The organism is Roseovarius faecimaris (genome assembly GCF_009762325.1).
GTDB classification, from domain to species: domain Bacteria; phylum Pseudomonadota; class Alphaproteobacteria; order Rhodobacterales; family Rhodobacteraceae; genus Roseovarius; species Roseovarius faecimaris.
On record NZ_CP034348.1, the window covers coordinates 2147210 to 2160132 of the forward strand.

Genomic DNA, 12923 nt, shown 5'->3' on the forward strand with positions numbered 1-12923 from the left:
TCCTTCATCGCAGGTTCACCTTCAATACCGCAGCCGAGGCAAAAGGCAAAAGCGCTATCGTGCCGCAGGTGATCCCCGCCAGCATCAGAAGCGGCGTCGAGAAATCCAGCCCCTGCGCCCCGCGCCGCGCCACCTCGGCTCCGAAGATCAAACTAGGCACATAAAGAGGCAAAACAAGGAGGCTCAGAAGCAATCCGCCACGTTTTATCCCCACCGTCAGCGCGGCCCCGAAAGTACCGATCACGCTCAAAGCAGGCGTGCCAAGCATCAGCGAGATCAGCAGCGGTTTGAACCCCTCCACCGGCAGGTTCAGAAGCACCCCCAGCACCGGCGCGGCCAGCACCAGCGGCAGCCCCGTGGTGATCCAGTGCGCCAACGCCTTGACACTGACTGCGGCCTCCATCGGCAAGGGGGCGACGGCCAGCAAATCAAGGCTGCCATCCTCCCAGTCCAGCGCGAAAATCCGGTCGAGACTCAACAGACAGGCCAGCAGCGCCCCCAGCCACAGCACCCCGGGCGCAATGGTCGACAAAAGCTGTGTGTTCGGCCCCACGCCAAACGGCACCAGCACCACGACGATCAGGAAAAACGCTAGGCCAAGGCCAAAACCGCCCCCGGCGCGCACCGCAAGGCGCAGGTCCCGGATCAACAGCGCAATCACAGGAAATCCTCGTCGAAAGCGTCACTGACAGGGGTTTTGGCCCGCATCGGGCCGAGGTCCAGCACCTCTGCCTCGTCAAGGCCAAGGTCGATATGCGTGGCCATCAGCGCGGCCCCTCCTCCTGCCAGATGGCTTCGGATCGCCGCGGCAAACATGGCCACGGCTGTCGCATCGAGAGAAACGGTCGGCTCGTCCAGAAGCCACAGTTTGCGGCCCGTCACCAAAAGCCGCGCCAGCCCCAGCCGCCGCTTCTGACCAGCCGATAAGAGCCCGGCCGGGCGATCGGCCAGAGGCTCCAGCTCAAAAGCGGTCAATGCAAGCGAAATATCCGACTTTCCAAAGACCTGCGCCCAGAAGTTCAGGTTCTCTGTCACGCTCAATGTAGACTTGATTCCATCCGAATGGCCGACATAGGCAAGCGCATCCGGCGCGGCCTCGATCCGACCGTCCAAAGCGGGCTGAAGCCCCGCAACGGTGCGCAAAAGCGTCGTCTTGCCGATCCCGTTGGGCCCGCGCAACACCAGCGCCTGCCCGGCGGCAATTGAAAAACTCACCCCTTCCAGCACCCGCACACCGCCCCGGGCAATGGACAGATCTTGCACCGTCAGGATCATGCCTACACCGGCATCAGGGCCACGGCCACGCGACGCCCCTCGGAGAGAAGTACGTTATAGGTCCGGCAAGCGGCGGGCGAGTTCATCGCCTCCACGCCCAGCCCGGCCTCTTCAAGCAGAACGCGCAGCGCGGCAGGCACATGCGCCGTCTCTGCCCCGGTCCCGATAAAGATCACATCCACCTGCCCCAGCAGCGCTTCGAGCGTGGCGCTGTCGCCATAGCCGCCCCAGCCCTGTGCGCCTTTCTCGGTCACCACGATCGGCCCCTCGATCACCTGACCGGCAATCCGGAAAAAGCCCGGTCCGTAGCCATCAATCGGGGTCGCCCCGGAAAACTGGATTTCATTCAACTGCATAGCGCCCTCAATTCCAGATCGGCAGCCCGCTGACAAGGGCCAAGGCGATCACACCATACGCCGCCACACGATACGCCCGTTCATGGGAAGGATCAAACAGCGCCTGCCCGATCAGTGAGGTGATGAAATAGGGCACCGACAGGACCGCAGCCAACAGCGCCACCTCCCAGCCCAGCGTGTCGCCGAAGGCCAGGTTGATCACGATCACCACATCGAGACTGGCCAGAAACAGGATGGTGTTGGCCCGCACCGATTGCGCGGTGGATTGGCTGGCCAGGTAGAACATGATGACCACCGGACCGGTCAGCCCGGTCAGCCCCCCGATCAGCCCCGACAGCGCCCCGATGCCCAAAAGTCCCGGCAGCGCCAGACGCCCGGTATAGCGCCAGCCCGCGATCACCACGACCAGCGTCACAGCCGCGACGAATGATACAATCCAGCGGATCACCTCTCGGTCCACCACGCTGATCAGCCATAGGCCCAGCGGCACCGTCACCACCGCCGCCAGTGCAAGGGTTCCCACCTCGCGCCGATCCGCCTTGCCCCAGGCACGCGGCAACAGGGCGGCGTTGCTGGCCACGCCGGTCAGCGTCATGATGGCGATCACCATGGTCGGCGGCAGGAAAATACCCGCCACCGGCACAAAGATCAGCGCCGTGCCGAAGCCGGTAAAGCCACGCACCACCCCCGCGACAGAGATGGTCAGGATCAGCCAGATCAGCCCCGGCGTGGCCAGGACTTCGCGCAGCAGATCAGGCATCTACGTTGGCAAACTGGGTGCCCGCGGGCCCACCTGAATTGTCGGTCTTGGACCAGTCACGCTTGACCCCAAGCCAGAGCAGAACCGTAGACGCCACGAAGATGGACGAATACGTGCCCACGATCACGCCCCAGATCATCGCAAAGACGAAACCACGGATCACATCGCCACCCAGCGCGAATAGTGCCAGAAGCGCCAGAAGCGTGGTGGCTGAGGTCATGAACGTCCGGCTCAGCGTCTCGTTGATCGAGATGTTGAGCACTTCGGCCAGAGGTTTCTTCTTGTATTTCCGCAGGTTCTCGCGCACCCGGTCAAAGACGACCACCGTGTCGTTGAGCGAATAGCCGACAATGGTCAGCAGCGCCGCGATAATGGCAAGATCAAACTGGATCTGAAGCTCCGAGAACACCCCGATGGTCAGCACCACGTCATGTACCAGCGCCACGACGGCCCCGACGGCAAACTGCCATTCGAACCTGAGCCAGATATAGATCAGCACCGCCGTAATGGCGAGCACCACCGCGATAGCCGCCGTCTGAATCAACTCGCCCGACACCTTTGGCCCGACACTCTCGACCGAGGTAAACTCGATATCCGGCACCGCCTCCAGCAATGCCTGTTCGACCTGCTGGATGACCTCGACGGTGACCGCCTCCTCGCCTTCCTGCGCCTGAATGCGGATCATGGCGACGTTCTGATCGGGGCCGAAGGTCGGGTCGAACACTTCGGTGATGCTGATATCGCCCAGCTCCAGCGGGGCAATCGCGTCGCGGTATTTTCCGATGTCGATTGGCTCGGCGCTCTGGGTGCGGATCGTGGTCCCGCCTTTGAAATCAATACCATAGTTCAGCCCCTGAATGGCGAAAGAGCCAAAGGCGACAACGATCAGCACCATGGACATACCCAGCCAGAGCCGCCAACGGCTGAAGAAATCCCAGCTGGTTCCCTGCGGCACCAGACGCAGCGCGCGCCCGGTGAGCACGGTCTTGGGACGCTTGCGCTCAAACCAGATGATCACGATCAGGCGGGTCACGAAAATCGCCGTGAACACCGAGGTCAGAATGCCCAGGCCCAGCGTGATCGCAAATCCGCGCACGGGGCCAGAGCCCATGGCATAGAGGATCAAAGCGGTAATGAAGGTGGTGATATTGGCGTCGGTGATGGCACTCAGCGCCTTTTCATAGCCAAGCTCGATCGCGCGGGCGGGGCCGCGGGCGGATTTGATCTCTTCGCGGATGCGTTCAAACACGAGCACATTCGCGTCCACCGCCATCCCGATGGTCAGCACGATCCCGGCAATACCCGGCAGGGTCAGCGTGGCCCCGATCAGGCTTAAGAGGCCAAAGATCAGGCCGACGTTGATGATCAGCGCGATATTGGCGAAAATCCCGAAAATTCCATAGCTTAGGAACATAAAGACCAGCACCAGCGCGAAGGCCACGATACAGGCGATCTTGCCCGCATCGATACTGTCCTGACCCAGTTCCGGGCCAACGGTGCGTTCTTCGAGAAACTCCAGCCCCGCAGGCAGCGCCCCGGCCCTGAGCAGCACGGCCAGGTTGGTGCTTTCCTCGACGGTAAAATTGCCGGTGATGATGCCCGATCCGCCGGGGATATGGCTCTGGATCACGGGGGCCGAGATAACCTCGCCATCGAGCACAATGGCGAAAGGATTCCCAACGTTTTCAGCAGTATAGTCGCCAAACTTGCGGGCGCCGGTGGGGTTGAACCGGAACGAAACGGCAGGCCGCCCATTCTGATCGAAATCGGGCTGCGCATCGACCAGTTCTTCGCCGGTGACCACAGGCGCTTTTTCCAGAATGTAATACTGTCCGGGCTCATCAATCGACGGCAAAACCTCGTTGCCCGCCCCGGCCCGCTCGTCCTTGTTGGTGGTGCGGCTCACCACTGGCTGAAAGGTGAGTTGCGCGGTTGTGCCAATGATTTCCTTGAGTTCCGCGGCACTGCCCACGCCCGGCACCTGGATTAGGATGCGGTCGGTGCCCTGACGCTGGATCGTCGGCTCGCGGGTGCCCACCTCGTCGATCCGGCGGCGGATGATCTCCAGCGATTGCCGTACTGTGCGCTCGTCCGTGGCCAGCATTTCGGCCTCCGAGAGGGTGACGACAATCTCATCCCCCTCCACATTCACCACGATATCAGACGCCCCGGCGCCGGTCAGGCTGACTACGGGGCGTGCGATGCCACGCACCAAACCTGCTGCATATTCAACGGCTTCCGGCTTTTCTACCAGCCGCACGCGCAGCTCTGCCGCGCTGGAGGGCTGCAGGCGGATGGGGCCGACCTCATCACGCTCCTCGCGCAGAAGATCCCGCACCTCGGGCCACATGCCTTCGACCCGGGCCTGATAGACATCCGCCACCTGCACCTCGGCCAGAAGATGCGCCCCACCGCGCAGATCAAGCCCCAGATTGACCAGCCCCGAGGGCATCCAGCTGGGCCAGAGCGCATAATCCTCCAACAGGCGCGGATCCTCCGAGCCGCCTTCGATCAGCGCCGCCGCATCATTATGCTTCTCGACATTGCCGTAGAACCCATTGGGCAGAGCCAGCAAAAGGCCAAGGGCCACCACGCCCCAGATGACGATGCGCTTCCACAGATCAATCTGAAGCATTATGGTGCCTTTTCAAAAAGTTGGATGGTGCAATTAAAGCTCAGCTATCGGCCGGTTCGGTCTTGTTCAGCACCTGGGCGATGGTGTTGCGCACCACACGGACCTTGACGCCTTCGGCCAGTTCGATCTCGAGCTCGCTGTCATCCTTGACCTTGGCCACCTTACCGATCAGACCGCCTTGGGTGATCACCTGATCGCCCCGGCGCAGGGCCGCGACCATGGCCTGATGTTCCTTCATTTTCTTCTGTTGCGGGCGGATCAGCAGGAACCACATGATCGCGAAAATGAGGATGAGGGGGATGAACTGTCCGAGGGCTTCCATGGGCGATGTCCTTCATGCGAGAAACGGGGACATGCCCCGGCGGATTTTGCCGGAACCTAAGGTTCGCAGGCGGCATTTGCAAGGCGGGAAAGTTTTGTACGTTTTGTACAAAATGGGGGTGTGTTTTGTACAAAATTCAGGGCCATGCCCCCGCATCCCGCGATTGACCCGGTTTTGGCGTCGAAATGGCCGGAAAAACCGAGCGAATCCCGCGCAGCGACAGAGATTGTGAACGCGGTGTAAGTATCGGGTGGTTCCTGTTTACCATTCCTTGTTAAAGAGCGTGTCAGACGACTCACCACTCCAGAAGGATCACCGCCATGCATGATATCCGTGCCATCCGCGAGAACCCGGACGCCTTTGACGCCGCTTTGGCCAAGCGGGGGCTGTCGGGCGTGTCGGCGCAGGTTCTGGAGATCGATGAGGCGCGGCGCGCGCGCATCCATGCCGCCGAGACGGCGCAGGCGGAGCAGAACAAGGCGAGCAAAGAAGTGGGCGCCGCCAAGGCCAGTGGCGATGAGGCCGAGTTTGAGCGGCTGCGCGCGCTGGTGGGCGAGAAGAAGGCCGAGGTCGCGGCGATGCAGGCCGAGGCCAAGGAGCTGGACGCGAAGCTCAACGATCTCTTGATGGGCATCCCCAACCTGCCGCTCGACGATGTGCCGCTGGGCGATGACGAGGAGGACAATGTCGAGATCCGCCGCTGGGGCACGCCCAAAACCTTCGATTTCGCGCCCAAGGAGCATTACGAGCTGGAGGGCGTGAAGCCCGGCATGGATTTCGAGACGGCCGCCAAGCTGAGCGGGAGCCGGTTTGTCGTGCTCTCGGGCGCCGTGGCGCGGGTACACCGGGCGCTGGCGCAGTTCATGATCGACACCCATGTGGATGAGAACGGCCTCAGTGAGACCTGGACGCCGGTGCTGGTGCGCGATGAGATGATGCAGGGCACCGGGCAATTGCCGAAATTCGGCGAAGACAGCTATCAGACCACCAATGGCTGGTGGCTGGTGCCCACGGCCGAAGTGACGCTGACCAATATCGTCAATGGCGTGGTGGTCGAGGAAAGCTATCTGCCGCGGCGCTACGTGGCGCATACGCAATGCTTCCGCTCGGAGGCGGGCAGTGCCGGGCGCGACACGGCGGGGATGCTGCGCCAGCACCAGTTCGAGAAGGTCGAGATGGTCAGCATCACCCATCCCGATGCCTCGCTCGAAGAGCTCGACCGCATGACCGCCTGCGCACAGGGCATTCTGGAGAAGCTGGGCCTGCCCTACCGCACCGTGGTGCTGTGCACCGGCGACATGGGCTTTGGCGCGCGCAAGACCCATGACATCGAGGTCTGGCTGCCCGGGCAGAACATGTATCGCGAGATCAGCTCTTGCTCGGTCTGCGGCGATTTCCAGGCGCGCCGGATGAACGCGCGGTTCAAGCCTGAGGGTGGCGGCAAGCCGCAGCATGTGCATACGCTGAACGGCTCGGGGCTGGCGGTGGGGCGTGCCCTGATCGCGGTGCTGGAGAACGGCCAGCAGGCGGATGGCTCTGTCGTGCTGCCCGAAGCGCTGCATGGCTATCTGGGCGGCAAGTCGGTGATCTCGGCTGAGGGCGTGCTGCGCTGAAACGAGACCGGCCGCAAGGCCGGGCGAGTGGCCCTTTCGCACAATAAAAAGCCCCGGTGTTTCCACCGGGGCAAGGACAGGCTGCTATCAGGATGAGGTCGGCAGGCTTATTCGGGCAGGATGCCGCTTTCGACCGCTGCGACCAGCTCTTCCTGGCTGACTTCACCCGATGCGTCGGCATCGATCTCAGCGAAGTCCGCATCGGTCAGGTCGGGGAAGCTGACGATCATTTCGTCCATCGAATAGGTGCCGTTGCCATCGGCATCTTCGACAACAGTCATGGCCGCTGCCGAAACGGCAGTCAGCGCCAGCGCGGATGCCAGCACGAGACCAGTGATTTTCATGTAAGGATCACTCCAAGGGTGGCTCTGCCACCGAGACAAAGGCGAAATTGCCTTCGCCGCGATCTATGCCATAACGCCCCGGATTCGCAACAGAAATCACGAATGCCCCGGTGCGCGGTGAGCGCCTTTCAGCCGATGGCGCGGATCACTCGGCCGGGACCACCACCCGGTCTTCGGCCTTGGGAAACGGCACCAGGCGCTCGGCGGTTTCATCCCAGAGTTTCAGCCGGAAACTGGCCAGCGCCTGCCCCCAGCCGATGGGCTCATGCGCCTTCAGATCGTCCGGCAGGGCACGCTGGCACTGGCGGAGGCGATAGGAGGGGATGCCGGGGTTGAAGTGATGCAAATCGTGATAGGCGATGTTGCCGGTGCCGATATCCCACCACCAGCCGAGATCGAGCGAGCTTGACCCTTCCAGCGTCGCTTTGCGGAAATCGAGCTCGGGCTTGCGGTCCCAGTAGGTGTCTTCGAAATTGTGCTGCAGATAGACGAGAAAGACGCCGATCATCCCCGCAACGACCGCGCTGACGCCCAGCACCACAAGGCCGGGCACGCCCAGCCCCCACCAGACCAGCGCGATATACCCCGCCACCAGAGCGTTATGCGCAAGCACCCCCGCAACCCCCACACGGCGGGTGTTGCGCGGCCAGCGGTAGGCGATGAAATAGGTAAAGATCCCGCCCAGGCCCAGCATGATCAGAGGGTTGCGATAGAGCCGGTACCACAGGCGCGTGTGCCAGGGGGCGCAGCGCCATTCGCGCAGGGTCATGGTATAGACTTCCGTCGTCTCGCGGTGGTCGAGATTGCCCAGATAGGCGTGATGCTGATTATGGTTGAACTGCATGACCCGGAAGGGGGTCAGCGAAAACACCGACAGCACATAGCCCGCCGCGTCGTTGAGCCATTTCGTCCGGAACAGGGAGGCATGGCCGCAATCGTGCTGCAGCACATAGAGCCGCACGGAGGCAAAAGCCAGGATCAGCACGGCGGGCAGAACAAGCGCCCACTGGCCCCAGACCAGCGCGCCGCCGATCAGCGCGGCAAGGTAAACCGCCAGGCTGCCGAGAAAACTCAATGCCCCCATGACATCGCTCTTATGAGCGTAGAGACGGGTAAATTCCTTGATATCCATCTGACGACACTCGCCTAGCAAAGGTGGAACCCAGCGACACTTTTACGACGATCAATGCTCAAGAATTGGAGCGCGCACCATTCTTTGCAAGTCTTGACAGGGTTTTTCAACCCCATCCGCAAGGTTGCGCCGACCGGGCGGCCTGCCGCCCTGCCCCTTGACCTTGGCGGCACACGGCCCATCTGCCCAGATATGGACCCGATGAAATCAATCCTTGTGTTCTGTGCTGCGGTGGCCTTTGCGCTGTCGCCATTTCTGAGCCCTGGCTTCAACGGTTTCGCGCCCGATCAGTTCCCGATCCCGCAGGTGGACCCGCCGGCGCAGCCCGCGGGCTATGCCTTTGCGATCTGGGGTCTGATCTATCTCGCGCTGATTGCGGGCACGGGCTATGGCCTGTTCATGCGGCCCCGCGACGAAGGCTGGGACTGGCACCGCTGGCCGCTGATCGTGAGCCTTGTGATCGGGGCGGCGTGGCTGCCGGTGGCGCAGACCTCGCCCTTCTGGGCCACGGTCCTGATCTGGCTGATGCTGTTCACCGCCATCGTGGCGTTGATGCGGGCGAGCCCGGCCGACCGGCTCTGGCAACGGATGCCGGTGGCGCTGTATGCGGGCTGGCTGACGGCGGCGAGCGCGGTGGCGCTGGCGCTGATGCTGGCGGGGCACGGTCTGCTTGGCGGGACGACGGCGGCGGTGCTGTGCCTTGGGCTGGGGCTTGTGATTGCCTCTGTGGTGCAGCGCCTGCGCCCGGATACGCCGGAATATTCCGCGGCCGTGATCTGGGCGCTGGTGGGGGTGGCGCTGTCCAACACCGATCCGCTGAACATCGCGGTGCTGGGGCTGAGCCTGGCCGGGATTGCCGCCCTGGCGCTCACCGCCTGGCGGGGCATGTCCGAAGGCTGATCAGCCCGGTGGCCCCTTGCCCAGATGCTTGCGCAGCCGTGAGGGCGTTGATTTCTTCTTGCCCTTGTAGGGGTTCTTGTCGGATTGCGAGCGCATATGCAGGCGGATCGGCGTGCCCGGCATGTCGAAATCCTCGCGCAGCCCGTTGACCAGATAGCGAGAATAGCTTTCCGGCATCTTCTCGGGGCTGGAGCACATCACGACAAAGCCGGGGGGCCGCGTCTTGGCCTGGGTCATGTAGCGCAGCTTGATCCGGCGGCCGCCCGGTGCGGGGGGCGGATGCGCCTCAAGCATGCCCGCCAGCCAGCGGTTGAGCTGAGCGGTGGTGACCCGGCGGTTCCAGACCTCATAGGCGCGCTCGACCGCATCGCGCAGCCGGTCAAGGCCCCGGCCCGTCTTGGCGGAGACCGTGATGAGCGGCGCGCCCCTGAGCTGTGGCAGAAGCCGCTCGAAGGCTTCACGCAGATCGCGCAGCTTGGCCTGCTTGTCGTCTTCGATGTCCCATTTGTTGACCGCGACCACGACGGCGCGGCCCTCACGCTCGGCCAGATCGGCGATGCGCAGATCCTGCTGTTCGAACGGGATGGCGGCATCGAGCAGGACAACGACCACCTCGGCAAACTTGACCGCGCGCAGACCGTCACTGACCGAGAGTTTTTCGACCTTGTCCTGTACCTTGGCCTTCTTGCGCATACCGGCGGTGTCGAACATCCGCACCGGCAACCCGTCCCAGTCCAGCGTGAGCGAGATCGCGTCGCGGGTGATGCCCGCCTCGGGGCCGGTCAGAAGACGATCTTCGCCCAGTATCTTGTTGATCAGCGTGGATTTTCCCGCATTGGGGCGGCCCACGACGGCAACTTGCAGGGGCTTGGCGATGGTGGGCTTGCGATAGCCCTCGTCATCATCCCCATCCTCGTCCAGCGACACATCGGTTTCGGGCGCATCGGCGGCGGCGCGTTCAGCGAAGAGATCAGCAAGCGGCATGAGCTGGCTATAGAGGTCGTTCATCCCCTCGCCATGTTCGGCCGAGAGGCGAATGGGCTCGCCCAGGCCGAGGGAATACGCTTCGATCACGCCTGCATCGGCGGCGGCCCCTTCGGCCTTGTTGGCGGCAAGGATCACATGCGCCGAGCGTTTGCGCAGGATCCCGGCAAACATCTCATCGGTGGGCGTGACCCCGGCGCGCGCGTCGATCAGGAACAGGCAGATATCGGCCATGTCCACCGCGCGCTCGGTCAGTTTGCGCATGCGGCCCTGAAGCGACTCGTCGGTGGCCTCTTCCAGCCCCGCCGTGTCGATCACGGTAAAGCGCAGATCGCCAAGGCGCGCCTCGCCCTCGCGCAGATCGCGCGTCACACCGGGCTGATCGTCGACCAGCGCCAGGCGTTTGCCCACAAGGCGGTTGAACAACGTGGATTTGCCCACATTGGGCCGCCCCACGATGGCGAGGGTGAAAGACATGGATACGCTCCGAACCGGCTCAGGCGGCTCTGTTACAGCAAAGCGGGCTCAACGGAAAGCCAGCAATTGGCCCTTCGTGCTCACCACATAGAGCGTACCACCCGCCACCGCCGGGTTGGTCGTGGCGCCGCCGGGGATCTCGACCGTGCCGCGTTCGGCGCCGGTGGCCGGATCATAGAGGCGCATCAGCCCGTCATTGGAGACGACGATCAGGTTGCCGCCGGCGATGATCGGGCCGTAATGGCCGAAGATCTCGGTCTGCTGGCGCGGGCGGTTCTTGGTGAAGAAGCTGAGCGTCTTCGACCAGACGCGGGTGCCATCCTCGGCGTTGAGGCGCAAAAGCTCATTGCGGTCATTGATCAGGAACACCGAATTATCGGCGGGCCAGACCGTGTTGAGCGGCCCGTCGGTGGCGGTCCAGATCCGTTCGCCATTGCCGATATTGAGCGCCACGGTACGGCCCGAATGCGTGCCGACATAGATGCGGTCGCCCACCACGACGGGGTCGGAGGTGATATCGCCGATGCGCGCGGCGGAAAACCCGCGGCGCTGGCCCGCGACCTGGCTATCCCAGAGCCGCAGCCCGCCCTTGCGGAACGCGCCCTGGATCTCGCCCGAACCGAAGGCGAAGATCACGTATTTGTCGGTCACCGCCGGGGCGGGGCCGCCGATCACGTTCTGGATGTCGGGGCTGGCCGAAAGCCGCCATTCGATGCGGCCTGTATCGGTGTCGAGCGCCCAGGCCACATCGTCACCGGCCACGAGATAGACCAGACCGTCCTTCACGGTGGGTTTGCCCGAGCCGGTGGCGCGCAGGTTCTGCTGCCAGATCTCATTGCCCGTGGCCGGGTCGAGCGCGGTCATCAGGCCGAAACCCGACGAGATGAACAGCTTGCCATCCCCCAGCGCCAGACCGCCGCCGGTGGCGTCCTGCCCGGAATCGTTTGTCGGGACAAGGTCGCGCGTCCAAAGAAGCTCTCCGGAGGTGGAGACCGCGCTGACCCGCGCTTCGGCATCGAGGGTGAACACGCGGCCATCGGCCACGACCGGATCGGCGGTGATGCGATTCTTGCGCCCGTCGCCCTGACCGATACCCACGCTCCACACAAGTTGCGGCGTCGAGGACAGGGCGGGATGCGCGGTGCGGGTTTCGGGAGTGGCGATACTCTGACGCCAGCTGGCATTGTTGGTGGCGGCGGCGAGGGCCAGCGGAAGATTGGCCGCCTGCGTGGCCTCGGCCTCGGCCGGGGTGCCCTCTTCGGTCAGCACGGCACGGATGTCTTCGCGGGCACCGGGCAGGATCGGGTCTTCCCGCTCGCAGCCGGACAGGGCGGCGACAATGGCCAGGCTCAGGAATGCTCGGATCGGTTTCAATGCACGTGCCCCCAACTTATTCGGTCGCGGTCGGCTGCTCCGGAAGCTCGCCTCCCAGCGCCACAATCACTTGTGAAGCACGGCGACGCAAGGCCGCTGTAACCGCTTCATCCTCAAGAATGGCCAGAAGACGGGTCAGCGCGGCCTCGGTATCGCCTGCTTCGGCATCGAGATAGGCGAGTTGCTCTTCGGCGAGAAGCCGCGTCAGCCCCTGCCCCAACGCCAGCCCGTCAAGCCGGGTGCGGCGCTCTTCGGCGCTGAGCACGGTGCCGGGCAGCGACACGGCCTTGAGCGTGGCGATCTGGCGATAGACGGTGGCGGCGTCGGCGTTGTCGGCCAGGGCGATCAGCCGCTCAGAGGCTGCGCCCGGGTCGGTCTCGGCCAGTTCGGCGGCCACCAGAAGATCAACCAGGGCCCGCGCGCCCGCATTCGGGGCGTCAATCGCGGCGAGCGCTTCGCCGCGGGCCGCCTCATCGGTCTGTTGCAGGGCGTCGAGCATGGAATCACCCAAGGCCTGCGCGGCCGAGCGTTCCTGCGCTTTGCGCCATTCGTTCCAGGCGGCCCCGCCGACGATCAGGATCACCAGCAAAACCGCGATCCAGCCATAGCGCTTCATCAGCGCAAACAGGCGGTCGCGACGCACCTCTTCCGTGACCTCTTCGATAAAACTGTCGGTCTGGCTCACACCGTGCCCCCAATGACGTTTCTGCCTCTTCGGCTCCTCTTACCCCGAAGCCCTGCCCCTGCCAAG

At 63.7% G+C, this 12923-nt stretch carries 13 protein-coding genes; 2 read left to right on the top strand and 11 right to left on the bottom strand.

Features of this window, described 5'->3' with window-relative positions; all coding sequences use genetic code 11:
* Positions 1-4: 4 nt before the first annotated feature.
* The 6 genes from ccmB to yajC are packed head-to-tail and all read right to left on the bottom strand — an operon-like array spanning position 5 to position 5348.
* Positions 5-661, bottom strand: coding sequence for a heme exporter protein CcmB (gene ccmB / locus EI983_RS11005; RefSeq protein WP_157707443.1), 657 nt, complete (start codon positions 659-661; stop codon positions 5-7).
* Positions 658-1275 (bottom strand): heme ABC exporter ATP-binding protein CcmA, encoded by a 618-nt coding sequence (gene ccmA, locus EI983_RS11010; RefSeq protein WP_157707444.1) that lies wholly within the window; start codon positions 1273-1275, stop codon positions 658-660. The genes ccmB and ccmA overlap by 4 nt, the downstream gene beginning before the upstream one ends.
* A gap of 2 nt (positions 1276-1277) precedes the next feature.
* Positions 1278-1631, bottom strand: coding sequence for an Mth938-like domain-containing protein (locus EI983_RS11015; RefSeq protein WP_157707445.1), 354 nt, complete (start codon positions 1629-1631; stop codon positions 1278-1280).
* Positions 1632-1638: 7 nt separating this feature from the next.
* Positions 1639-2391, bottom strand: a complete 753-nt coding sequence (locus EI983_RS11020; protein WP_157707446.1) for a sulfite exporter TauE/SafE family protein — start codon at positions 2389-2391, stop codon at positions 1639-1641.
* Positions 2384-5026 (bottom strand): protein translocase subunit SecD, encoded by a 2643-nt coding sequence (gene secD / locus EI983_RS11025; RefSeq protein WP_157707447.1) that lies wholly within the window; start codon positions 5024-5026, stop codon positions 2384-2386. Before secD ends, EI983_RS11020 begins: the two co-directional genes overlap by 8 nt.
* Positions 5027-5066: 40 nt before the next feature.
* A complete protein-coding gene (yajC, locus tag EI983_RS11030) occupies positions 5067-5348 on the bottom strand; it encodes a preprotein translocase subunit YajC (protein ID WP_157707448.1) in 282 nt (93 codons plus the stop codon).
* Between the two features lie 320 nt (positions 5349-5668).
* Between yajC and serS the strand changes: the two genes are divergently transcribed.
* Complete coding sequence (serS, locus tag EI983_RS11035) at positions 5669-6961, top strand: serine--tRNA ligase (protein ID WP_157707449.1); 1293 nt, start codon at positions 5669-5671, stop codon at positions 6959-6961.
* 107 nt (positions 6962-7068) lie between these two features.
* Here serS and EI983_RS11040 read toward each other — a convergent pair whose 3' ends face one another.
* Both EI983_RS11040 and EI983_RS11045 read right to left on the bottom strand, forming a co-directional pair.
* Complete coding sequence (locus EI983_RS11040) at positions 7069-7305, bottom strand: EF-hand domain-containing protein (protein WP_157707450.1); 237 nt, start codon at positions 7303-7305, stop codon at positions 7069-7071.
* 145 nt (positions 7306-7450) lie between these two features.
* Positions 7451-8437, bottom strand: a complete 987-nt coding sequence (locus EI983_RS11045) for a fatty acid desaturase (protein ID WP_157707451.1) — start codon at positions 8435-8437, stop codon at positions 7451-7453.
* Between the two features lie 84 nt (positions 8438-8521).
* On the opposite strand from EI983_RS11045, the gene EI983_RS11050 reads away from it, so the two are divergent.
* A complete protein-coding gene (locus EI983_RS11050; protein WP_343038598.1) occupies positions 8522-9337 on the top strand; it encodes a TgpA N-terminal domain-containing protein in 816 nt (271 codons plus the stop codon).
* Here the strand turns inward: EI983_RS11050 and der are convergent, their stop codons facing one another.
* From der to EI983_RS11065, 3 genes are read right to left on the bottom strand one after another with little or no spacing between them, the layout of a single operon-like run.
* The gene (gene der / locus EI983_RS11055; protein ID WP_157707452.1) at positions 9338-10798 is read right to left on the bottom strand and encodes a ribosome biogenesis GTPase Der; all 1461 of its coding nucleotides are present in this window, start codon (positions 10796-10798) and stop codon (positions 9338-9340) included.
* Positions 10799-10846: 48 nt separating this feature from the next.
* A complete protein-coding gene (locus EI983_RS11060; protein ID WP_246162121.1) occupies positions 10847-12172 on the bottom strand; it encodes a PQQ-like beta-propeller repeat protein in 1326 nt (441 codons plus the stop codon).
* A gap of 16 nt (positions 12173-12188) precedes the next feature.
* Complete coding sequence (locus tag EI983_RS11065) at positions 12189-12857, bottom strand: tetratricopeptide repeat protein (RefSeq protein ID WP_157707453.1); 669 nt, start codon at positions 12855-12857, stop codon at positions 12189-12191.
* Positions 12858-12923: the final 66 nt, after the last annotated feature.

Coding starts and splice junctions, on each gene's coding strand:
- EI983_RS11015 (WP_157707445.1), bottom strand. CDS start 1,631: ATGCAGTTGAATGAAATCCAGTTTTCCGGGGCGACCCCGATTGATGGC.
- yajC (WP_157707448.1), bottom strand. CDS start 5,348: ATGGAAGCCCTCGGACAGTTCATCCCCCTCATCCTCATTTTCGCGATC.
- serS (WP_157707449.1), top strand. CDS start 5,669: ATGCATGATATCCGTGCCATCCGCGAGAACCCGGACGCCTTTGACGCC.
- EI983_RS11020 (WP_157707446.1), bottom strand. CDS start 2,391: ATGCCTGATCTGCTGCGCGAAGTCCTGGCCACGCCGGGGCTGATCTGG.
- ccmA (WP_157707444.1), bottom strand. CDS start 1,275: ATGATCCTGACGGTGCAAGATCTGTCCATTGCCCGGGGCGGTGTGCGG.
- secD (WP_157707447.1), bottom strand. CDS start 5,026: ATGCTTCAGATTGATCTGTGGAAGCGCATCGTCATCTGGGGCGTGGTG.
- EI983_RS11040 (WP_157707450.1), bottom strand. CDS start 7,305: ATGAAAATCACTGGTCTCGTGCTGGCATCCGCGCTGGCGCTGACTGCC.
- der (WP_157707452.1), bottom strand. CDS start 10,798: ATGTCTTTCACCCTCGCCATCGTGGGGCGGCCCAATGTGGGCAAATCC.
- EI983_RS11045 (WP_157707451.1), bottom strand. CDS start 8,437: ATGGATATCAAGGAATTTACCCGTCTCTACGCTCATAAGAGCGATGTC.